Source organism: Williamsia herbipolensis (assembly GCF_000964005.1).
In the GTDB taxonomy this organism is placed as follows: domain Bacteria; phylum Actinomycetota; class Actinomycetes; order Mycobacteriales; family Mycobacteriaceae; genus Williamsia_A; species Williamsia_A herbipolensis.
This window is the reverse complement of the sequence record NZ_JXYP01000014.1, coordinates 377,813-397,101: the sequence shown is the minus strand read 5'-3', so window position 1 is coordinate 397,101 and position 19,289 is coordinate 377,813. Positions and strand designations below refer to the sequence as shown.

General features: G+C 67.7%; 19 protein-coding genes and 1 rRNA gene. 2 read left to right on the top strand and 18 right to left on the bottom strand.

Annotated features, from left to right (window positions below; genetic code table 11):
• Positions 1–109, bottom strand: a 16S ribosomal RNA gene (locus tag TU34_RS07740); the annotation flags it as partial.
• A 640-nt stretch (positions 110–749) separates the two neighbouring features.
• On the bottom strand, positions 750–2,009 hold the full coding sequence (gene murA / locus TU34_RS07735) for a UDP-N-acetylglucosamine 1-carboxyvinyltransferase (protein WP_045822212.1): 1,260 nt from the start codon (positions 2,007–2,009) through the stop codon (positions 750–752).
• 74 nt (positions 2,010–2,083) lie between these two features.
• On the opposite strand from murA, the gene TU34_RS07730 reads away from it, so the two are divergent.
• Entirely contained in the window at positions 2,084–2,677 is a 594-nt protein-coding gene (locus tag TU34_RS07730) for a cob(I)yrinic acid a,c-diamide adenosyltransferase (protein WP_045822211.1), read from the top strand.
• Positions 2,678–2,681: 4 nt separating this feature from the next.
• Here TU34_RS07730 and TU34_RS07725 read toward each other — a convergent pair whose 3' ends face one another.
• The 15 genes from TU34_RS07725 to rpmE form a co-directional block, all read right to left on the bottom strand.
• Positions 2,682–3,122 carry a DUF2550 domain-containing protein gene (locus TU34_RS07725; protein ID WP_045822307.1) on the bottom strand — a complete coding sequence of 147 codons (441 nt, stop codon included), beginning with the start codon at positions 3,120–3,122 and terminating at the stop codon, positions 2,682–2,684.
• A 178-nt stretch (positions 3,123–3,300) separates the two neighbouring features.
• Positions 3,301–3,687 carry a F0F1 ATP synthase subunit epsilon gene (locus TU34_RS07720; protein WP_045822210.1) on the bottom strand — a complete coding sequence of 129 codons (387 nt, stop codon included), beginning with the start codon at positions 3,685–3,687 and terminating at the stop codon, positions 3,301–3,303.
• Positions 3,688–3,696: 9 nt separating this feature from the next.
• Positions 3,697–5,148, bottom strand: coding sequence for a F0F1 ATP synthase subunit beta (atpD, locus tag TU34_RS07715; protein WP_045822306.1), 1,452 nt, complete (start codon positions 5,146–5,148; stop codon positions 3,697–3,699).
• An 87-nt stretch (positions 5,149–5,235) separates the two neighbouring features.
• Complete coding sequence (locus TU34_RS07710) at positions 5,236–6,180, bottom strand: F0F1 ATP synthase subunit gamma (protein ID WP_045822209.1); 945 nt, start codon at positions 6,178–6,180, stop codon at positions 5,236–5,238.
• Positions 6,181–6,234: 54 nt separating this feature from the next.
• The gene (gene atpA, locus TU34_RS07705) at positions 6,235–7,866 is read right to left on the bottom strand and encodes a F0F1 ATP synthase subunit alpha (protein WP_045822208.1); all 1,632 of its coding nucleotides are present in this window, start codon (positions 7,864–7,866) and stop codon (positions 6,235–6,237) included.
• Between the two features lie 60 nt (positions 7,867–7,926).
• Positions 7,927–9,276 carry a F0F1 ATP synthase subunit B/delta gene (locus TU34_RS07700; RefSeq protein WP_045822207.1) on the bottom strand — a complete coding sequence of 450 codons (1,350 nt, stop codon included), beginning with the start codon at positions 9,274–9,276 and terminating at the stop codon, positions 7,927–7,929.
• 2 nt (positions 9,277–9,278) lie between these two features.
• On the bottom strand, positions 9,279–9,779 hold the full coding sequence (locus TU34_RS07695) for a F0F1 ATP synthase subunit B (protein WP_045822206.1): 501 nt from the start codon (positions 9,777–9,779) through the stop codon (positions 9,279–9,281).
• 38 nt (positions 9,780–9,817) lie between these two features.
• Positions 9,818–10,069 carry a F0F1 ATP synthase subunit C gene (locus tag TU34_RS07690; protein ID WP_045822205.1) on the bottom strand — a complete coding sequence of 84 codons (252 nt, stop codon included), beginning with the start codon at positions 10,067–10,069 and terminating at the stop codon, positions 9,818–9,820.
• A gap of 203 nt (positions 10,070–10,272) precedes the next feature.
• Positions 10,273–11,055, bottom strand: coding sequence for a F0F1 ATP synthase subunit A (gene atpB / locus TU34_RS07685; protein WP_045822204.1), 783 nt, complete (start codon positions 11,053–11,055; stop codon positions 10,273–10,275).
• Positions 11,052–11,468, bottom strand: coding sequence for an ATP synthase subunit I (locus tag TU34_RS07680; protein WP_045822203.1), 417 nt, complete (start codon positions 11,466–11,468; stop codon positions 11,052–11,054). The genes atpB and TU34_RS07680 overlap by 4 nt, the downstream gene beginning before the upstream one ends.
• A gap of 268 nt (positions 11,469–11,736) precedes the next feature.
• Positions 11,737–12,888: a glycosyltransferase family 4 protein gene (locus TU34_RS07675; protein WP_082080012.1), complete on the bottom strand. Its 1,152-nt coding sequence runs from the start codon at positions 12,886–12,888 to the stop codon at positions 11,737–11,739.
• Positions 12,889–13,022: 134 nt separating this feature from the next.
• Positions 13,023–13,676: an L-threonylcarbamoyladenylate synthase gene (locus tag TU34_RS07670; protein WP_045822305.1), complete on the bottom strand. Its 654-nt coding sequence runs from the start codon at positions 13,674–13,676 to the stop codon at positions 13,023–13,025.
• 4 nt (positions 13,677–13,680) lie between these two features.
• Positions 13,681–14,619, bottom strand: a complete 939-nt coding sequence (gene prmC / locus TU34_RS07665) for a peptide chain release factor N(5)-glutamine methyltransferase (RefSeq protein WP_082079982.1) — start codon at positions 14,617–14,619, stop codon at positions 13,681–13,683.
• Positions 14,616–15,695 carry a peptide chain release factor 1 gene (gene prfA, locus TU34_RS07660; protein WP_420835165.1) on the bottom strand — a complete coding sequence of 360 codons (1,080 nt, stop codon included), beginning with the start codon at positions 15,693–15,695 and terminating at the stop codon, positions 14,616–14,618. The genes prmC and prfA overlap by 4 nt, the downstream gene beginning before the upstream one ends.
• An 87-nt stretch (positions 15,696–15,782) precedes the next feature.
• Positions 15,783–16,031: a 50S ribosomal protein L31 gene (gene rpmE, locus TU34_RS07655; RefSeq protein ID WP_045822200.1), complete on the bottom strand. Its 249-nt coding sequence runs from the start codon at positions 16,029–16,031 to the stop codon at positions 15,783–15,785.
• 272 nt (positions 16,032–16,303) lie between these two features.
• Between rpmE and TU34_RS07650 the strand changes: the two genes are divergently transcribed.
• On the top strand, positions 16,304–17,017 hold the full coding sequence (locus TU34_RS07650) for a DUF3105 domain-containing protein (RefSeq protein ID WP_045822199.1): 714 nt from the start codon (positions 16,304–16,306) through the stop codon (positions 17,015–17,017).
• A 33-nt stretch (positions 17,018–17,050) separates the two neighbouring features.
• Here TU34_RS07650 and rho read toward each other — a convergent pair whose 3' ends face one another.
• Positions 17,051–19,228 (bottom strand): transcription termination factor Rho, encoded by a 2,178-nt coding sequence (rho, locus tag TU34_RS07645; RefSeq protein WP_045822198.1) that lies wholly within the window; start codon positions 19,226–19,228, stop codon positions 17,051–17,053.
• Between the last annotated feature and the right edge of the window lie 61 nt (positions 19,229–19,289).

Below are 19,289 nucleotides of genomic sequence, written 5' to 3'. Positions count from 1 at the left end.
TACTCACCCGTTCGCCACTCGAGTACCCCGAAGGGCCTTTCCGTTCGACTTGCATGTGTTAAGCACGCCGCCAGCGTTCGTCCTGAGCCAGGATCAAACTCTCCATGAAAAACCAGAGAAAAACACGCACCCCCCCAAAAGAGAAGGCAACGCGGATTTCAACACAATCTTCCCAGCAGAGAAAAAATCCCAACCAAAAAAACAACTGACAACCACCCCCGAAAGGGCGGCATCAACAAAAAACAGTGCCGGACTCAAAACCGACACCACAAAAAATGGCATAAACAATCCATCAACACACTATCGAGTTCTCAAAGAACACACACCCACGTCGTCAGGACCTCGTCGAGGCCGTCCGTTCGTGAACTTGTTCAGATGTTGTCACTCCGTCTCCGGGGCAACTTTTCCAGCCTAGCAGAGGTTCTCGGCGACGCCAACCCGGTGTTCGGGAGGCCATCTCGACTCTGCCCACCGCAGTCGTGAACCCCGCTCACGCGGTGATCAGTGGATCTGTGATGGTCTGCGCTGAAGCCCGGTTTCCTTCTACCCGGTGATCTCTCTCCGGGGCGGCGCCGTGGCGCGCTGACTTGGAAGAAGTTACGCGGATTGCGGCAGCGGCGTCAAATCGGGTGGTGAAGGGCGTGTCGCACCCGGTGTGACCTGCGGCGTTCCTGGTACGTCCGCCCCGTTTTCGGTCGAAATCGACTGCTGGACAGCAATACTGAGACCCACGCCACACGAATCGGCCCTCAGGTGCCGGTGACCCGCTCGATCTCGGCACCCAGGCCGCGCAGCTTGTCGATGAACTCCGGGTACCCACGATCGATGTGGAAGACGTCGTGCACCTCGGTGACACCGTCGGCGACCAACCCCGCCAACACCAACCCCGCGCCGGCGCGGATGTCCGAGCACCACACCGGAGCACTCGAGAGCTGCTCGATCCCACGGATCACCGCGTGATGACCGTCGGTCCTCGCATCGGCCCCGAGTCGGATCATCTCCTCCACGAAACGGAAGCGTGCCTCGAAGACGTTCTCGGTGATGACCGACATACCCTCTGCGACGGCCGCGAGCCCGATGGCCATGGGCTGCAGATCGGTCGGGAACCCCGGGAACGGGAGCGTCGAGAAGTTCACCGCGGTGGGTCGGTCGAGCTGCCGTACACGGAACCCGTTGTCGAAGCGGTCGACCAGCGCCCCGGCATCGCCGAGTTTGTGCAGCACGAGTTGCAGGTGCGCCGGGTTCACCCCGGTGACTGTGATGTCCCCCCGTGTCATGGCCGCGGCCACCCCCCAGGTGGCGGCGACGATCCGGTCCCCCACCACCGAGTGTGTGGTCGGTGTCAGGGTGGCGACGCCCCGCACGGTGAGCGTCGAGGTCCCTGCACCTGCGATGTCGGCCCCCATCTGGGTCAGCATCTCGCAGAGGTCCACGATCTCGGGCTCGCGCGCGGCGTTGTCGATGGTCGTGACACCGTCGGCCAGCACCGCCGCCATCAGGATGTTCTCGGTGGCCCCCACCGAGGGGAACTCCAGTGCCACCGCCGCACCGGTGAGCCGGTCGGCCTCGGCGACCACGCATCCGTGCTCGATCGTGCTCTGTGCACCGAGTGCACGGAGACCGGCCTGATGCATGTCCAACGGACGCGACCCGATGGCGTCGCCGCCCGGCAGCGCGACGACCGCGCGGTGACATCGGGCGAGCAACGGCCCCAGCACACAGACCGAGGCACGGAACTGCTTCACCGCGTCGAAATCGGCGTGGAAGCTGGGCTGGGCCGGCGTGTCGATGTGGACGACCTCGCGGTCGAGAACCACCGTGGCACCCAGTCCGCGAAGCACTTCCGCCATCAACGGGACATCGGCGATCAGGGGGCAGTTCGTGATCGTCGTCCGCCCCTCGGCGAGCAAGGCAGCGGCCATGAGCTTCAGGACACTGTTCTTGGCTCCCACCACGGACACCTCACCCTGTAGGCGGGCACCTCCGGTGACGAGAAAGCGATCATTCACCCCCTGAGCCTATCGACCCCCGGCCCACGGTCGGCCCCGGGAGCGCCACCGACACAGACGGTAGGTTGACCTGCATGGCCGTTCACCTCACCAAGATCTACACACGCACCGGCGACGACGGCACCACCGGACTCAGCGACTTCTCCCGTGTCAGCAAGACCGACGCCCGCGTCGTCGCGTACGCCGACTGCGATGAGGCCAACGCCGCGATCGGGACCGCGATCGCGCTCGGTGCGCCCGACGACCACGTGCGGGCGGTCCTGGTCACGATCCAGAACGACCTCTTCGACGCAGGCGCCGACCTCGCGACGCCTGTCGTACCCGATCCGGAGTACCCGCCCCTGCGGGTGCAGCAGTCGTACGTCGATGCGCTCGAGACGTGGTGCGACGAGTTCGCGGACGGTCAGCCGCCGCTCGACTCGTTCATCCTCCCGGGGGGCAGCGTCCTGAGCGCGCTCCTCCACCAGGCGCGAACCGTGGTCCGGCGCGCGGAGCGATCGGCGTGGGCAGCCGTGTCAGCGCACCCCGACGACATGTCGGCGTTGCCGGCGAGGTACCTGAACCGACTGTCCGATCTGCTGTTCATCCTCTCGCGCGCGGTCAACACCGACGGAGACGTGCTGTGGACACCCGGCGGCGAACGTCAACGTCCGTCGGCGAAGGACTGAGCCGTCAGGCCGAGCGGCGACGCTGCGACCGGACCGGCGGCCGAGACTCGACCCACGACTGGAACGCGGTGATCGCGCCCGGGGCCATGGCCAGCTCGTAGTCCGCCCCGTCGGCGCCGATCTCCACGATCGTCATCGCGTCGATCACGTCGACCTCGGTGCCCTGGGGACGACGGCGACCCCGGGTCTCGATGGACTGCCGGGCGATGACCTCGCTCGGTCCCGTGCGGAGACTGCTCAACCGGTAGAAGACCATCGTGTTGTCGTCGTAGCGGACGATGCCGTGCCGCCAGCCCTGGTCGGGTCCGGCCGGAAGTGGGCGCAGGAGCACCGCGGTTCCGCTGTTGCGCAACCGGTTCACGCGGGAACCGACGACCACGACCATCCCCACGGCGAGCACAGCGAGCGCGACGGCGATGGTCACCACGACCGTCGTCGTGTTCATCGCCACCTCCTGTCCGAGCCCCGCCGACCGCAGGGCATCGTGTCCGCGCCGGTGTGTCGCGCGCCGGATACAGCGATCCCCGCAAACACGACGTGTTTGCGGGGATCGGCACCGTATCGGCGCTGACCTCCCCAGAATGCCACGGCGACAACGCCGTGGGCATCTGGCGAGGTGGAGATCACTTCTCCTGGTTCAGCTGTTCCACCGCTCGGATCCGAGACAGTGCACGCTCGTGCTCCTCGGTGCCCTCCTCGGACGACTCGAGGTCGGCGCGCGCGGCGTCGACATCGATGTCACGAGCCCACTCGGCGGACTCCGCCAGCACCGTGACCGTCTCACCGGTGACCGAGAGGAACCCTCCCTGCACCGACGCGACGCGACGTTTGCCGTCGGACTGCTCGATCATCACGAACCCGCCGGGGATCAACTGTCCCAGAAGCGGCTCGTGATGGTTGAGGATGCCGAGCTCGCCCTCGGTGGTCTGGGCGATCACGAAGGTGGCCTCGCCCGAGTACAGCCGTTCCTCGACGGAGACGACCTCGACCGGAAAGCCTGTGTCAGCCATGGGCGTCGATCACTTCCCCGAGATCTTCTGGGCCGCGGCCTCCACGTCGTCGAGACCACCGCAGCTGTTGAACGCCTGCTCGGGCAGGTGGTCGAACTCGCCCTTGGCGACACGGTCGAACGCCTCGATGGTGTCCGACAGCGGGACGACCGAGCCCTTCTGGCCGGTGAACTTCTCGGCGACGATGAAGTTCTGACCCAGGAACTTCTGGATGCGGCGGGCACGCTGCACGGTGACCTTGTCCTCTTCGGACAGTTCGTCCATACCGAGGATGGCGATGATGTCCTGCAGTTCCTTGTACTTCTGCAGGATGCGCTTGACCTCGTTGGCGACGCGGAAGTGCTCGTCACCGACGATCGAGGCCTCGAGGATGCGCGAGGTCGAGGTCAGCGGGTCGACGGCCGGGTAGATGCCGAGCTGCGAGATGGGGCGCGACAGCTCAGTGGTGGCGTCGAGGTGCGCGAACGTGGTCGCGGGTGCCGGGTCGGTGTAGTCGTCGGCGGGGACGTAGATCGCCTGCAGCGAGGTGATCGAGTTACCGCGCGTCGAGGTGATCCGCTCCTGGAGCTCGCCCATCTCGTCGGCCAGGGTCGGCTGGTAACCGACCGCGGACGGCATACGACCGAGCAGGGTCGAGACCTCGGAACCGGCCTGGGTGAAACGGAAGATGTTGTCGATGAAGAGCAACACGTCCTGGTGCTTCTCGTCGCGGAAGTACTCGGCCATGGTCAGGGCCGAGAGGGCGACGCGCATACGCGTGCCCGGCGGCTCGTCCATCTGACCGAACACCAGGGCGGTGTCCTGGAGGACGCCCATCTCCTCCATCTCGAGGTGGAGGTCGGTTCCCTCACGGGTGCGCTCGCCGACGCCGGCGAACACCGAGGTACCGGCGAACTCACGGGCGATACGGGTGATCATCTCCTGGATCAGAACGGTCTTGCCGACACCGGCACCACCGAACAGACCGATCTTGCCGCCCTTGACGTACGGAGTCAGCAGGTCGATGACCTTGATGCCGGTCTCGAGGATCTCGGTCTTGCCCTCGAGCTGGTCGAAGGGCGGCGGCTTGCGGTGGATGCTCCACAGTTCGCCGTCCTGGCCGGTACCCGGCGCGTCGAGGCAGTCGCCGAGGGCGTTGAACACGTGGCCCTTCACGACGTCGCCGACGGGAACCGAGATCGAACGACCGGTGTCGCTCACCTCGGTGCCACGGGTGAGGCCGTCGGTGGGCTGCATCGAGACGGTGCGCACCAGGTTGTCGCCGAGGTGCTGCGCGACCTCGAGGGTCAGGGTCTTGGCGACGGACTTCAGTGCGATCTTCGCGTGGAGGGCGTTGAACAGTTCCGGAACCGACCCGCGCGGGAACTCCACGTCGACGACGGGACCGATGACGCGGACTACGCGCCCCGCCGACTCGGTCGCCGAGGAGCCGCTGGGGGCTTCGGTTGTTGCTGTGCTCATGGTGGTCACTTCCTGGCTTCGGGGGCCGTTACGTCGTTGTCGTGTGTTCGTGGCCCCGACGAGCGATGCTCGCGCGCGGCCGTTGCGTCATTTCGCGAGTGCGCTGGCTCCGCCGACGATCTCGCTGATCTCCTGGGTGATCTGTGCCTGGCGGAGCTGGTTGGCCTGCCGCGACAGATCGGTGATCAGCTCGTCGGCGTTGTCGGTCGCCGCCTTCATGGCGGTGCGTCGTGCCGCCGACTCCGAGGCCGCGGCCTCGAGCAGCGCCGCGTACACGCGCGTGGCGATGTACTTGGGCAGCAGGGCCGAGAGCAACGTCTCCGCGCCCGGCTCGAACGAGTAGTTCCGATCCGGGTTCGCGTCCGAGTCGTCGCCGTCGTCGCCCTCGTCGTCGCTCGACACCACCAGCGGCGCCATGCGACGGACCTCGGGCACCTGGCTCAGCATCGACGCGAATCGCGTGTAGACGATGTGCAGTTCGTCGACGCCCTCGGTCGACGGCAGATCCTCGTCGCCGTCGGCCTCCACCTGCTCACCCGAGCCGGCAACGAACAGGTCGACCAGTCGGTCGGTGGCCGTCTTGGCGTCGGAGTACCGCGGCTGCTGGCTGAAGCCGGTCCACGAGCCGGCCACCTCGATGTCACGGAAGGTGAAGTACAGCAATCCCTTCCGACCCATCACGAAGATGATCGGCTCTTTGCCCTCGTCACGCAGCAGGGAGAGCAGCTCGCGCGTCTCCCGCAGCACGTTCGAGTTGTAGCCACCACACTGGCCGCTGTCGCTGGTGACCACCAGCACGGCGGCCCGCTTGGGCTCGGGACGCTCGACGAGCAACGGATGGTCCAGCGTGCTCGACTTGCTCGCGAGCTCGGTCAGAACCGTCGTCATCTCCTCGGCGTAGGGCTTGGACGCGGTCACCCTGGCCTGGGCCTTGGTGATCCGGGACGTCGCGATCAGCTCCTGCGCCTTGGTGATCTTGCGCGTCGACTGCACCGACCTGATGCGTGAGCGCAGTTCACGGATGCTTGCCATCGGCTGCCTCACACCCCTTTCGGATTGGTCGTACGGACATGGTTGGTCACCGGTCTACTTCTTCTTGAGCTTGATCTCTTCGTTGGCGACCTCGTCGGGATCCAGCGAGCCGGACTCCTCCTCGTTCACCACACGCGAGCCGTCGCTCGTCAGGTAGCCCTGCTTGAACTTGTTGACCTCGGCGACCAAGGCCTCGGCCTGATCGTCCGACAGCGCCTTGCCGCCGGCGATCGAGTCGTACACACCCGACGCGGCGTGGTGCAGGTGGCTGACGAGCTCGCCCTCGAAGCGCTTGACGTCGTCGACGGGAACCGAGTCGAAGTGACCCTCACCGGCGAGGTAGATCGTGATGATCTGGTCCTCGACCGACACCGGGCTGTACTGGTTCTGCTTGAGCAGCTCGACCCACCGGGCGCCTCGCTCGAGCTGCGCCTTCGACGCGTCGTCGAGGTCGGAGGCGAAGGCCGAGAAGGCCTCCAGCTCACGGAACTGTGCGAGCTCCAGACGCAGCGAACCACTGACCTTCTTGAGGCCCTTGGTCTGCGCGGCGCCACCGACACGCGACACCGAGGTGCCGACGTTGATGGCCGGACGCACACCCTTGTTGAAGAGGTCGGACTCGAGGAAGACCTGGCCGTCGGTGATCGAGATGACGTTGGTCGGGATGAACGCCGACACGTCGTTGGCCTTGGTCTCGATGATCGGCAGGCCGGTCATCGAGCCGCCGCCGAGCTCGTCTGACAGCTTCGCGCACCGCTCCAGCAGACGCGAGTGCAAGTAGAAGACGTCTCCGGGGTACGCCTCGCGACCCGGCGGGCGACGCAGCAGCAGAGAGATGGCGCGGTAGGCCTCGGCCTGCTTGGTCAGGTCGTCGAACACGATGAGGACGTGCTTGCCCTCGTACATCCAGTGCTGGCCGATCGCGGAGCCGGTGTAGGGCGCGAGCCACTTGAAGCCGGCCGAATCCGAGGCCGGAGCGGCGACGATGGTCGTGTACTCCAGCGAGCCCGCGTCCTCGAGCGCCTTCTTGACGCCGGCGATCGTCGAACCCTTCTGACCGATGGCGACGTAGATGCAGCGCACCTGCTTCGCCGGGTCACCGGTCTCCCAGTTCGCCTTCTGGTTCAGGATCGCGTCGATGCAGACCGCGGTCTTGCCGGTCTTGCGGTCACCGATGATCAGCTGGCGCTGGCCGCGGCCGATGGCCGTCATGGCGTCGATGGCCGTGATGCCCGTGGCGAGCGACTCCTCGACCGGCTGGCGCTCGAGCACGCTGGCGGCCTGGAGCTCCAGCACACGGTCCTCGGCGGATTCGATCTCGCCCTGACCGTCGATGGGCTGGCCGAGCGGGTTGACCACGCGACCGAGGAACTTGTCGCCGACCGGGACCGAGAGCACGTCGCCGGTACGCGAGACCTGCTGACCTTCCTCGATCGACTCGTAGTCACCGAGGATGACCACGCCGATCTCGTCCTCGTCGAGGTTCAGCGCGACGCCGAGCACGCCGCCGGGGAACTCGAGGAGCTCGTTGGCCATCGCGCCGGGCAGGCCGCTGACGTGCGCGATGCCGTCGGAGGTGTCGGTCACGACACCGACCTCCTCGCGGGATGCCTCTGCTGTGAACGACGAGACGTACTGCTCGATAGCGCCCTTGATCTCGTCAGATGAGATCGTCAACTCCGCCATGGGTTTTCGTCTTCCTTGCGTAGGGGTGTGATCTGTGGTTGGTGGGTCGCCGGTCGGCGACTACGTGGGCAGCTCGTCGGCCGCGCGGGCCAGACGGGTCGCGATGTCGGCGTCGATGACCTCGTCGCCGATGGCGATCCGCAGTCCACCGAGCAGGTCGGGGTCGACCTCCACCTGGGTGGAGATCTCACGGTCGTAGATCCGACCGAGGACGGTGGTCAACTTCTCACGCTGCTCGGCGGAGAGGTCGGTTGCGGCGACGACGTGCGCCACCGACTCCCCTCGCCGCGCCGCGGCCAGCTCGGCCAGGTCCGACACCGCCGAGGCGGCCGACTGGCCACGGAGCAGGCGCACGGTCTGGGTGATGAGAGCCGCGGTGGTCTCGTTCGCCTTGCCCGCCAGCACGGTGTCGAGCAGTCCGAGTCGTCCCTCGATCGGCGCGTTGACATCGGACAGCAGTGCGCTCAGCTTGGGCTCGGCCACCAGCAGCCGGCCGAAGCGGAACAGCTCGTCCTCGACGTCGTCGATGGAGTCGGCCTTCTCCGCCACGATGAGCAGCGCGTACCGCGCCAGACGCTCGATCGCGAAGGTGAAGTCGCTCGTCGCCGACCAGCGGCCGGTCACCGCACTGTGCAGAAGCGCCCGGGTGTCCTCGCCCGAGGTGGCGAAGATGCGGTCGGAGAGTGCGGTCTTCGCCTCGGTGTCGTCCGAGGGCTCCGCGAGATGCTTGCGCAGGACGGGTTCGCGACCCAGGAGGTCGACGACGTCGGCGAGTTCCCCGGCGAGCCGGGTCAGTCCGTCGGCGTCGAGCGAGCCGGTGCGCGTCTCGAACTCCTTGCTGAGTGCGCGGACCGAATCGCGGCTCGCCGCACGCATCGAGTGGAGTCCGACGAGATCCGACGGTGCGGAGATACGCGAGTCGACATCGTCCGGACCGGCCATGCCCTCGAGCTCGGAGATCACGCGGTCGATGGACTCCTGCTGGGCGGAGACGTCGCCGAGGTGACGGCGGACGATCTGCCCGGCGAGGTCGACCGAGGCCAGACCCAGGTCACCGCGCAGCTGGCGGACCAGGCTGGCCCGGTTGAGCGCGACCTGCGTCTTACCGTGCTCGGTGATGCGCTTGACCTCGGCGTCGGCCTGCGCCGCCATCTCCTCGGCGATGGCCTGGGCGTCGCCTCGGGCCTCCTCGCGGATCTGGCTGGCCGAGGCACGGGCCTCTTCCACCGCGTTGGCGTGGGCTTCCTTCGCCTCGACCAGACGCTTCTTCGCCTCTTCGCTCTCGGAGAGCTGGGTGGCGATGGTGTCCTGCTGCTTCTTCATCGCCGCACTCACAGGTGGCGCGACGTAGCGCACCAGTACGAAGACGATGACGATGAAACCGACGAGCTGTCCGATGAAGATCCCCATGGTCAGCTCACCGTCCCGCTGGTCGTGGCCTGCTTGTCGAACGCCGCGTCATCTGCGGAGACCTCGAACCCGAGGACCCTGCTCGCGAGTTCCGACGAGAGGCGGCCGACGTCTTGACGGGCCGCGGCCGCGGCCTGTTCGCCCTCCGACCGCAGTTGCGTGGTGGCCTCGGCCAGCACGCCGTCGGACTCGGCGGTGGCGCGCTGGCGCATCTGCTCCAGCGTCTCGCGCCCCTTGGCCCGGGCCTCGTCACGGATACCGGTGGCCTCGCCGCGAGCCGACTTCATCGCCTCGCGGTACTCCGCTTCGGCGTTCTCGAACTCCTCAGTGGCCGTCCGGTTGTCGTGCCCGGTCTGTGTGACCGTCTCCTCCCGCTCCTCGAGCACCGCCTTGATCGGCGGGACGACGAACTTGCCGATCACGGCCAGCACGATGAGGAAGATGATCAGCACGACGAAGAACGTGCCGTTCGGTATGAGGAAGTTCTGTGCGGCGAGCGCCATGGTGTCTACCTGATTCCGTGTCTACCCGGGCCCCGTGGTCAGGAAGCCGAGATCGGCGTGGCGAAGACGAACAACGCCATGAATGCCAGGTTGATGAAGTACGCGGCCTCGACGAGGCCGACGGTGATGAAGAAGGGCGTGAACAGGCGGCTCTGGGCCTCCGGCTGACGGGCGATTCCCGCGATCAGCTGAGCACCGGCCAGGCCGTCGCCGATGCCGGCGCCGATGGCACCGCCGCCGAGGATCAGGCCGCCGCCGATCAGTGCGCCCATTCCAATCGTTGGATCCATGTGACTTTCCCTTTCGCTGTACTGGCACTCACGGTGCCAGTTCTGGTGTCGGCCGATGCGGTCATCAGCCAGGTCTGGCGATCGACGCGGTGTCGACCGTCGTATTTCGTGGCCGTGGGGTCCGGCCTCGCGTTCGAGGCCGGCCTCTCGGCGGTCTGGTCCGGTCCGGCGGGTGCCGAACGGAGATCTGGTGCGCGGTGGAGCTAGTGCGCGTCCTCGGACTCCATCGACTGACTGAAGTAGAGGATGGTCAGCAGGGCGAAGATGAACGCCTGGATGAGTCCGACGAAGAGGTCGAACAGCTTCCAGATCGAGTTCGGCGCCCACATGATGTACGGCGGGAACAGCGTGATCAGCGAGACCATGATGCCACCGGCGAAGATGTTGCCGAAGAGTCGCAGCGACAGCGAGACCGGCTTCGCGATCTCCTCGATGATGTTGATCGGTGCCAGCCCGATCACGTGGCCGCGCACCAGTTTCGCCGGGTATCCGAGCGGACCGCGCTTGCGGAAGCCCGCGGCGTGGTACCAGACGAACACGGTCAGCGCGAGCGCGTAGACGTAGTTGATGTCCGACGCCGGGGGCTTGAGCCACTCACCGGCGACGCCCTCGGAGTTGCCGTACTGCGCGGGGAGCACGGCGAGCCAGTTCGAGATGAGGATGAAGGTGAACAACCCCACCGCGAGCGGGAGCACGAACGGCGCGACGCGCATGCCGATCGAACTCTCGATCTGACCGCGCATCTGGTTGGTGACGGCCTCGAAGAACAGCTGCACACCGTTGGGGACGCCACGCGAGGTGACCTTCGCCCGCAGGATGAACGCCAGGCCGATCAGGATGATGGCGGCGACGGCGGTGCCGATGATGGTGTCGATGTTGAACGACATCCCGAAGAAGTCACGGACGATGTGGTGTCCGACCTCGATCTTGGAGTCGGACTCGGCCCCGGATTCGGCCTCTGCGGCCCATGTGGATACGGAGGTCATGACTGCTTGCGGAGTCCTTTCATGACGGGGATCACCGTGGAGAGGACCACGATCACCTGACACAGCGCCAGCCCGAACATCACGCCGAGTCCCTCGGGCCGGAAGATGAATGCCACCGCGAGTGCGGCGACGGTGATGATGCCCAGACGCACCGCCGTGTTGAGTACGACGGGCTTCTTACGGGGGTTCTCGTCGTCGGCGGTGGCGGCACCGACCGACGCCTGGACCATCTTCGCGTTGGCGAGGGAGAGCACCATGCCGACGGCGAACCACACGCCGAAGAACACGTGCCCCACCACCGCACTGATGACGAGGACCGCCGTGGCCGCGACGCCGGCGATGATCGCCGGGCGCGCCAGACTGAGCGGGATCTCGGGATAGAACTGTGTCGACTCGGGGGCTGACATCGTCATCTGCCTCTCCTCGGGTCGGGAGCGCGCGGTGCTCGTCGTCGAGCGCCGCGGTCGTGCGGGCGGGTGGCCTCACGGTCGGTCGTCCACTGCCCGTTGCCAGAGCACTGTCCATCGAGCGTGCGTGCCGCGCAAAGTAAAGCGGACGTAAGCTCACCGGTTGCTGTGACCATATCAACCTGCCGCCGGGGGTGTGACGTGGGGTGGGGCTCGGTGGGACGGGTCCCGGCTGAGGTCGACCGACCTACTACGCGCCATAGTACTACACCGACTAATATGTCCGGTTCACCGCGCCCGGAACAGGCGTCGCGGGGGGTTCCACGCGGCGGTCGACGGCGCGACGACGCAGTCGCGGGACGATCGTCGCGATCATCGCGAGGACCAGGCCGGCGGCGAGTGCGGGCGCGACCACGGTCACCGGGAACACCGTGCTGGCCGCGACACTGAACGCGAGGACCGCGACCCACAGGTAGATGACGAGCACCACGCGTCGCTGCGAGTGTCCCAGTTCCAGCAGTCGATGGTGCAGGTGCATCTTGTCCGGCGTGTAGAAACCGACGCCCGCACGGGTCCGACGGATGACCGCGAGCAGCATGTCGAGCATCGGGATGAACATGACCGCGGCGACGAGGATCAGCGGCGAGAGCAGCGAGAACAGGTCGGCCGGACCGTAGGCGTTCACCGCGATGCGACCCGAGGCACTCGTCGACGCCGTGGCCAGCATCAGGCCGATGAGCATCGATCCCGAATCGCCCATGAAGATGCGTGCGGGCTGGAAGTTGTGCGGGAGGAATCCGAGGCACGCACCGGCCAGGCTCACCGAGATCAGCGCGGGCGGGTAGTAGCTGACGTCTCCCCCCTGGTCGCGGAGCAGACCGAGCGAGAACATGAGGATGGCCAGCGCGGCGATGAAGGCGAGGCCCGCGGCCAGACCGTCGAGGCCGTCCACGAAGTTGATCGCGTTGATGGTCGCGACCGTGATCGCGATGGTCAGCAGGCCCGACTGCAGCGGGTCGAGCACGACGGTCCCGGTGTCGCCGATCGGGATGGGGACGACCGTCCAGCTCACGCCCATCAGCACCAGGACGCCCGCCGCCGTCAGCTGACCGACGAACTTCGTCAACGCGTCGAGACCCCACCGATCGTCGATGATGCCCACCGCGACGATGACCAGCCCCGCGACGAGCACCGCGTTCATGTCGTCGGTGTAGGCGAAGCCGCGCGTGAGCGCAGGGAGCTGTTGGGCGAGGACGATCGCGGCGAGAACCCCGAGGAGCATGCCCACCCCGCCGAGCCGGGGTGTGGGGATCGCGTGGACGTCGCGCACACGGGGAACGGCGACCGCGCCCACCCGCGTGGCCACGACACGGACGAATCCCGTCGCGAGGTAGGTGATGACGGCAGCGGTGAGGCCGACCAGCATCAACTCGCGCAGGGGCACACCGGCACCGCCGGTGGACACGTCTGCAGCCGCGAGAAACACGGCTCAACGGTACTGGTGCGCGACCGCGATGTGGTCATCCGCACGCGCCCGACGTGGATGTGGCGCCCGGGGCGTCAGTCGAGGAGGGTGGCCGTCTCGACGCCGAGCACCTCGGCGATCTCCGCGGCGGCGACGGCCCCGGTCCGCAGGATGCGTGGGGCCGAACCGGTCAGGTCGACGATCGTCGACGGCGTGGCGTGGGCGGCGGGACCGCCGTCGAGGTAGACCGAGACGTCATCGCCGAGCTGGCCGCGGGCCTCCTCGGCGGTGGTGGCCGGCGGCTGTCCCGACCGGTTGGCACTCGACACCGCCATCGGACCGACCTCGCGCAGGACCTCGATCGCGACAGGATGCAGGGGCATCCGCACCATGACCGTCCCGCTGGTGTCGCCGAGATCCCAAGCCAGCGACGGGGCCTGCTCGACGACGAGACTCAACCCGCCCGGCCAGAAGGCGCGGACGAGTTCACGCATGCGGGTGCTGACCGACAGCACGAGGCCGTCGATGGTGTCCCAGGAACCCACCAGCACCGGCACCGGCATGTCGCGGCCCCGGTTCTTCGTCGCGAGAAGGGCGGTGACGGCGTCGGAATCGAAGGCGTCGCAACCCAATCCGTAGAGGGTGTCGGTCGGCATGACGACGAGCCGACCCTGCCGCACCGCACCGACGGCCGCGTGGACCCCTGCGCTGCGGGAATGGTCATCATTGCAATCGAACACCGTGCTCACGCAGTCATCCTTGCACGTGCCCGCGGGCGCCATCGGTCGCGCCCGTGCCCGCCGACCCGGGGTCGTCGGTCACCCGGCGGGCGGTCACGAACCGGGGTCGACCGGCCAGATCGGCGTGCGCGGTGATGTCGGTGAAGGCACCCGAGGACTCGAACGCCGCCACGACGGCGTCGGAGGTGGAGTCGTCGTGTTCGATGCCGCACGCTCCTCCGGCGCGCAGGATGCCTGCGATCACGCCGATCATCGGCGCGATCACCGACATGCCGTCGTCGCCACCGAAGAGCGCGACAGCGGGGTCGTGGTCGACGACCTCCGGGTCGAGCGATGCACCGAGCGGGACGTACGGCGGGTTGCTCACCACGACGTCGGCACGCAGGTCGCCGAGCGCGTCGGGGTCGAGCACGTCGGCGCGCCGGGTCGTTATCCGTCCGCGCACCGCGTCGGTGGTCTCACCGGCGTTGCGCAGCAACCACGTCCACGCCCCGGGATCGTTCTCGACGGCGGTGACCGATGCATCGGGGACCGAGGCCGCCACCGCGAGGGCGAGAGCACCGCTGCCGGCACACAGATCGACCACCGCCGGCGCAGGGACGTGGCGGGCACACTCCCCCACCGCCCACCCGAGCAACGCCTCGGTCTCCGGGCGCGGCACGAAGACCCCGGGCCCGACGGCGAGGTCGATCGGACCGAAGGCCGCTCGACCGATGATGTGCTGCAGAGGTTCTCGGGCCGCGCGGCGCGTGATCAGGCCCTCGAGGCGGTCACGTTGCCCGGCGTCGATCGCGTCGACGACGAGCAGCCGCCCGCGGTCGACGTCGAGCACGTGTGCGGTCAACAACTCGGCGTCGACCCGTGGCGATGCGACACCCGCGGCGCGCAGGAGGTCGGTCGCGGCACGCAGCGTCGCGCGCAGGTCGACGGTCGGGGAATCCGACCCGGTCACTGCGCCTCGAGCCGGGCCTGCTTGTCCGCGGCGGTCAGGGCGTCGAGCAAAGCGTCGAGGTCGCCGTCGAGGACGGAGTCGAGGTTGTTCGCCTTGTATCCGATCCGGTGATCGGTGATGCGGTTCTCCGGGAAGTTGTAGGACCGGATCCGCTCGGAGCGGTCCACGGTCCGCACCTGGGCCGTCCGGCCCTCGGATGCCTCGGCCTGGGCCTTCTCCTCGGCCGCGGCCTGGAGACGGGCGGCCAACACCTGCATGGCTCGGGCCTTGTTCTGCAGCTGCGACCGCTCGTTCTGGCACGTGACCACGATGCCGGTGGGCAGGTGGGTGATGCGCACGGCGGAGTCGGTCGTGTTGACGCCCTGCCCGCCCTTGCCGGAGCTGCGATAGACGTCGATGCGGAGGTCGGACTCGTCGATCTCGATCTGCTCGACCTCGTCGGGTTCGGGGTACGCCAGCACCCCGGCGGCAGAGGTGTGTATGCGGCCCTGGGACTCGGTGACCGGAACACGTTGTACGCGATGGACTCCGGCCTCGAACTTCAGTCGGGACCACACCCCGTCGGGCGAGTCCCCCGCCGACTTGATCGACAGCGTCGCGTCCTTGTAGCCACCGAGGTCGGACTCGGTGACGCCGAGGATCTGCGCCTTCCAGCCGTGGCGTTCGCAGTACTTCAGGTACATCCGCGCGAGATCTGATGCGAACAGTGCCGATTCCTCACCGCCCGCGCCGGACTTGATCTCGAGGACCACGTCATCACCGTCGTGCGGATCGCGCGGGGCGAGAAGATCGGTGAGCGCGGCGTCGAGGGTGGCGACCGCGAGTTCGAGTTCGGGGATCTCCGCGGCGAACGAGGGGTCGTCGGCGGCCAGTTCCCGCGCGGCCTCGAGATCGTCACGCGCAGTGGACAACCGGGTGTGGGTCGTCATCACCGGGGCGAGCTCGGCGAAACGCTTGCCGACACGCCGCGCGGTCGTGGGGTCGTCGTGGAGCGACGGATCCGACATCTGCGACTCGAGGCCTGCGTACTCGGCCAGCACGTCGTCGATCGCGGTTCCCGCGGGCTTCTCGGTCACGATACGACTCCGTTCTGGCGATGAGGGGTGGAGAAAGCGAAGACGCCCGCCCCGTGCGTGTGCACGGGACGGGCGTCGACGGACGGGCTACTTCGAGGCGTCGGCCTCGGTGGCCGCGGCGCCCTTGGGGCTGCGCTTGCCGTAGCGCTTCTCGAACCGTGCGACGCGGCCGCCGGTGTCGAGGATCTTCTGCTTGCCCGTGTAGAACGGGTGGCACTGGGAGCAGACCTCGACCGTGATCTGGCCGCTCTCCTTCGTGCTCCGGGTCTGGAAGGTGTTCCCACAGCCGCAGACCACGGAGGTCTCGACGTACTGGGGGTGGATGCCCTGCTTCATCTGGTGTCCCTTTCATGGTCGCCGGGTCACCGATCTCCGCGTGTGCGGGGGCGGTGTGAACCGGAACCGGACTGTGATGATGTGCACCGGGGTGGCGCACAACCGTGACGAGTATGCCAGAACGACGCCTGCGGACCGAATCGGTGCCGCCGGTGCCGATCGCACCCGACATGGGCTTCAACCGGCGCTCACCTGGGATAATTCCCGAGGCCGCGTACGCCACTACAGTGGCGGCCGGCGATGGGCGATCGCCGCAAACCGAGGGGACATCGATGGCGCTTACACGACGCGGACGCGTGCTGGACGTGGTGATCGGCGTGCTGGTGGCCGCCGTGGTCCTCGGCGTCGGCGTGTTCGCGCTCACCCGCCCCGGCATCACCGACGACTCTGATGCATCTGCGTCGGGGTTCGTGCCCACCGTCGACGACCCCGATCCGGCGACGCGCATCCCCGGCGTGGTGAAGAAGTTCTACGTGGGCGGCCATGTGGGTCCGGGCAAACGCGTCCGCTATCAGTTCTCCCCGCCCATCGGGGGTCGCCACGACGCGGTCTGGGCGACCTGCACCGGCATCGTCTACCCCGTCGCCCTACGCAGCGAGAACGCTGTGCACTCCATGGAGCACGGCGCGGTATGGGTGACCTACGACCCGGCGCGGGTCGACGCGGCAGGAGTGGCAGCACTCGCCGCCCGGGTGCAGGGACGCGACCACACGCTGATGTCGCCCTACCCCACCCTGGACCGACCGATCTCGATCCAGTCGTGGGGACACCAACTGAAGGTCGACCGGGCCGACGACCCCCGCATCGACGAGTTCATCACCGCGACACGGCAGAACGGACGGCTCGGCGTGTATCCCGAGGACCGCCGCTACGCCGGACACCCGGAGGTCGGCGGGACGTGCGCGGCGACCGGCGTGTACGACGTCGCCGACCCGCCGCGGTTCGACACCTCTCCGCTACCGGCCGACGCCGTACCCGACGCCTGACGGGACGGCCGAACGGCCGTCACCGGCGTGACGTCACTCCTGGCCGGGGACGTTCGGGGTGTTCTTCTGCACCTGCATCAGGAACTCGATGTTGGTGGTCGTCTTCTTGAGCTGCGAGATCAACAGGTCGATCGCCTGCTGTGAATCGAGCCCCGACAGGACGCGACGCAGCTTGTGCACGATGGCGAACTCCTCGCGCGACATCAGCAGCTCGTCCTTGCGCGTGTTCGACGGGTTCACGTCGACCGCAGGGAAGACGCGGCGCTCGGCGATCTTGCGGTCGAGCTTGAGCTCGGCGTTGCCGGTGCCCTTGAACTCCTCGTAGATGACCGTGTCACCGGTCGACCCGGTCTCCACCAGCGCCGAGGCGATGATGGTGAGCGACCCACCGTTCTCGATGTTGCGGGCCGCGCCGAGGAATCGCTTCGGCGGGTAGAGCGCGGTGGAGTCGACACCACCGGACAGGATGCGGCCCGATGCCGGCGACGCGTTGTTGTACGCACGCCCGAGTCGGGTGATCGAGTCGAGGAGGACGACGACGTCCTTGCCGTTCTCCACGAGGCGCTTCGCGCGCTCGATGGCCAGCTCGGAGACCGAGGTGTGATCCGACGGCGGCCGGTCGAAGGTCGAGGCGATGACCTCACCCTTCACCGATCGCTGCATGTCGGTGACCTCTTCGGGCCGTTCGTCGACGAGGACCACCATGAGGTAGCACTCGGGGTTGTTGATCGAGATCGCGTTCGCGATGTCCTGCATGATCGTCGTCTTGCCGGCCTTGGGCGGCGAGACGATGAGGGCGCGCTGGCCCTTGCCGATCGGCATGATCAGGTCGATCACGCGGGTGTCGAGCTGCTCGGGACGGGTCTCGAGGCGCAGTCGCTCGTTCGGGTAGAGCGGGGTGAGCTTCCCGAACTCGGGGCGGTTGCGCGCCGATTCCACGTCGGCACCGTTAACCGAGTCCAGACGTACGAGGGGGTTGAACTTCTGGCGCTGGTTGCTCTGCTGCTCACCGTCGCGCGGCAGCTTCACCGCGCCGGTGAGCGCGTCGCCGCGGCGCAGACCGTTCTTGCGCACAAGATTCATCGACACGTAGACGTCGTTGGGCCCGGCGAGGTAACCGGAGGTCCGCACGAAGGCGTAGTTGTCGAGAACGTCGAGGATGCCCGCGACCGGCTGCAACACGTCGTCGTCGTTGACCTGCGGCTCGCGCTCGTTGTTGCCGCCGCCCTGGCCGTCACGATCGCGTCCACGACGACGCTCGCGGAAGCGACGACCGCGCCGACCCCGGCCGGTGCCGTCATCATCGTCGTCGCGAGGACCGTTGTTGCGGTTGCCGTCACGGTTCTGGCTGCCGTCGCGATTGGTGTTGTCGCCACGGCTGTTCTCGCCGCGGTTGCCACCGTTGCCGTTGTCGCCGCGGTTGCCACCGTTGCCGTTGTCGCCGCGGTTGCCGCCGTTGGCGTTGTCACCACGGTTGCCACCGTTGGCGTTCTCACCACGGTTGCCACCGTTGGCGTTGTCGCCACGATTGCCGCCGTTGGCGTTGCCCGACCGACCGCCACCCTCGCCACGGTTGGCATTGCGTCCACCCTCACGCGTCCGACCGGAGCCGTCCTGCTCGCCGCGGTCGGTGGCCGCACGATCCTGGGCGGGGCGGTCCGCGCCGCCCTCACGCTGGGTGGCTTCCCGTTCGCCGGCGTCACGTCCGGATCCGTCACGGTTGCGACGCCGGGTGCGGTCACCTGCTGTGTCGCCCGTCGCCGTCTCGCCGTTCTGGGCCCCGCCGTTCTTCCCGCTGTCGTCCTTGGCGCTGTCGTCCTTGGCGCCGTCGTTCGTGGCGCTGCTGGTCGAGGCACCGTCGGTTGCCGGGGCTCCGTCGGCCGTCCGGCCGGACGCGACGTCGGCGCGAGCGGTCGTGTCGACCGGCGCCTCGGTGGCCTTGGCCGCGGCAGGAGCCTGGTTGGTCCGCTCTCGGGAGGCGCGGGAGGAATCGCCGCCCTGCCGGTCGGCGATGGCCGCGACGAGGTCGCCCTTGCGCATCCCCGAGGTCCCCTTGATACCGAGCTCCCCGGCCAGTTGACGCAATTCGGTGAGGACCATCGAGCTCAGACCGCCGGCGCGGGCGGGTTTGGTCTTGGTGGGTGCGGCGGTCGCCGTCGTCCCCGACGACGCGTCGGCCGCAGGTGTCGAGATGAGGTCCGTATCGGTCACGGATTTCCTTTCGTTCCCCCGCAGGTCTTCAGCCTGCGCCGGGGGTGGCGATCATCCCCGC

What these genes read in the sequence shown, in the direction of transcription:
- TU34_RS07730 (WP_045822211.1), top strand. Translation starts at nt 2,084, where the DNA reads ATGGCCGTTCACCTCACCAAGATCTACACACGCACCGGCGACGACGGC.
- TU34_RS07725 (WP_045822307.1), bottom strand. Translation starts at nt 3,122, where the DNA reads ATGAACACGACGACGGTCGTGGTGACCATCGCCGTCGCGCTCGCTGTG.
- TU34_RS07720 (WP_045822210.1), bottom strand. Translation starts at nt 3,687, where the DNA reads ATGGCTGACACAGGCTTTCCGGTCGAGGTCGTCTCCGTCGAGGAACGG.
- atpD (WP_045822306.1), bottom strand. Translation starts at nt 5,148, where the DNA reads ATGAGCACAGCAACAACCGAAGCCCCCAGCGGCTCCTCGGCGACCGAG.
- TU34_RS07710 (WP_045822209.1), bottom strand. Translation starts at nt 6,180, where the DNA reads ATGGCAAGCATCCGTGAACTGCGCTCACGCATCAGGTCGGTGCAGTCG.
- atpA (WP_045822208.1), bottom strand. Translation starts at nt 7,866, where the DNA reads ATGGCGGAGTTGACGATCTCATCTGACGAGATCAAGGGCGCTATCGAG.
- TU34_RS07700 (WP_045822207.1), bottom strand. Translation starts at nt 9,276, where the DNA reads ATGGGGATCTTCATCGGACAGCTCGTCGGTTTCATCGTCATCGTCTTC.
- TU34_RS07695 (WP_045822206.1), bottom strand. Translation starts at nt 9,779, where the DNA reads ATGGCGCTCGCCGCACAGAACTTCCTCATACCGAACGGCACGTTCTTC.
- TU34_RS07690 (WP_045822205.1), bottom strand. Translation starts at nt 10,069, where the DNA reads ATGGATCCAACGATTGGAATGGGCGCACTGATCGGCGGCGGCCTGATC.
- atpB (WP_045822204.1), bottom strand. Translation starts at nt 11,055, where the DNA reads ATGACCTCCGTATCCACATGGGCCGCAGAGGCCGAATCCGGGGCCGAG.
- TU34_RS07680 (WP_045822203.1), bottom strand. Translation starts at nt 11,468, where the DNA reads ATGACGATGTCAGCCCCCGAGTCGACACAGTTCTATCCCGAGATCCCG.
- TU34_RS07675 (WP_082080012.1), bottom strand. Translation starts at nt 12,888, where the DNA reads ATGCTGGTCGGCCTCACCGCTGCCGTCATCACCTACCTCGCGACGGGA.
- rpmE (WP_045822200.1), bottom strand. Translation starts at nt 16,031, where the DNA reads ATGAAGCAGGGCATCCACCCCCAGTACGTCGAGACCTCCGTGGTCTGC.
- TU34_RS07650 (WP_045822199.1), top strand. Translation starts at nt 16,304, where the DNA reads ATGGCGCTTACACGACGCGGACGCGTGCTGGACGTGGTGATCGGCGTG.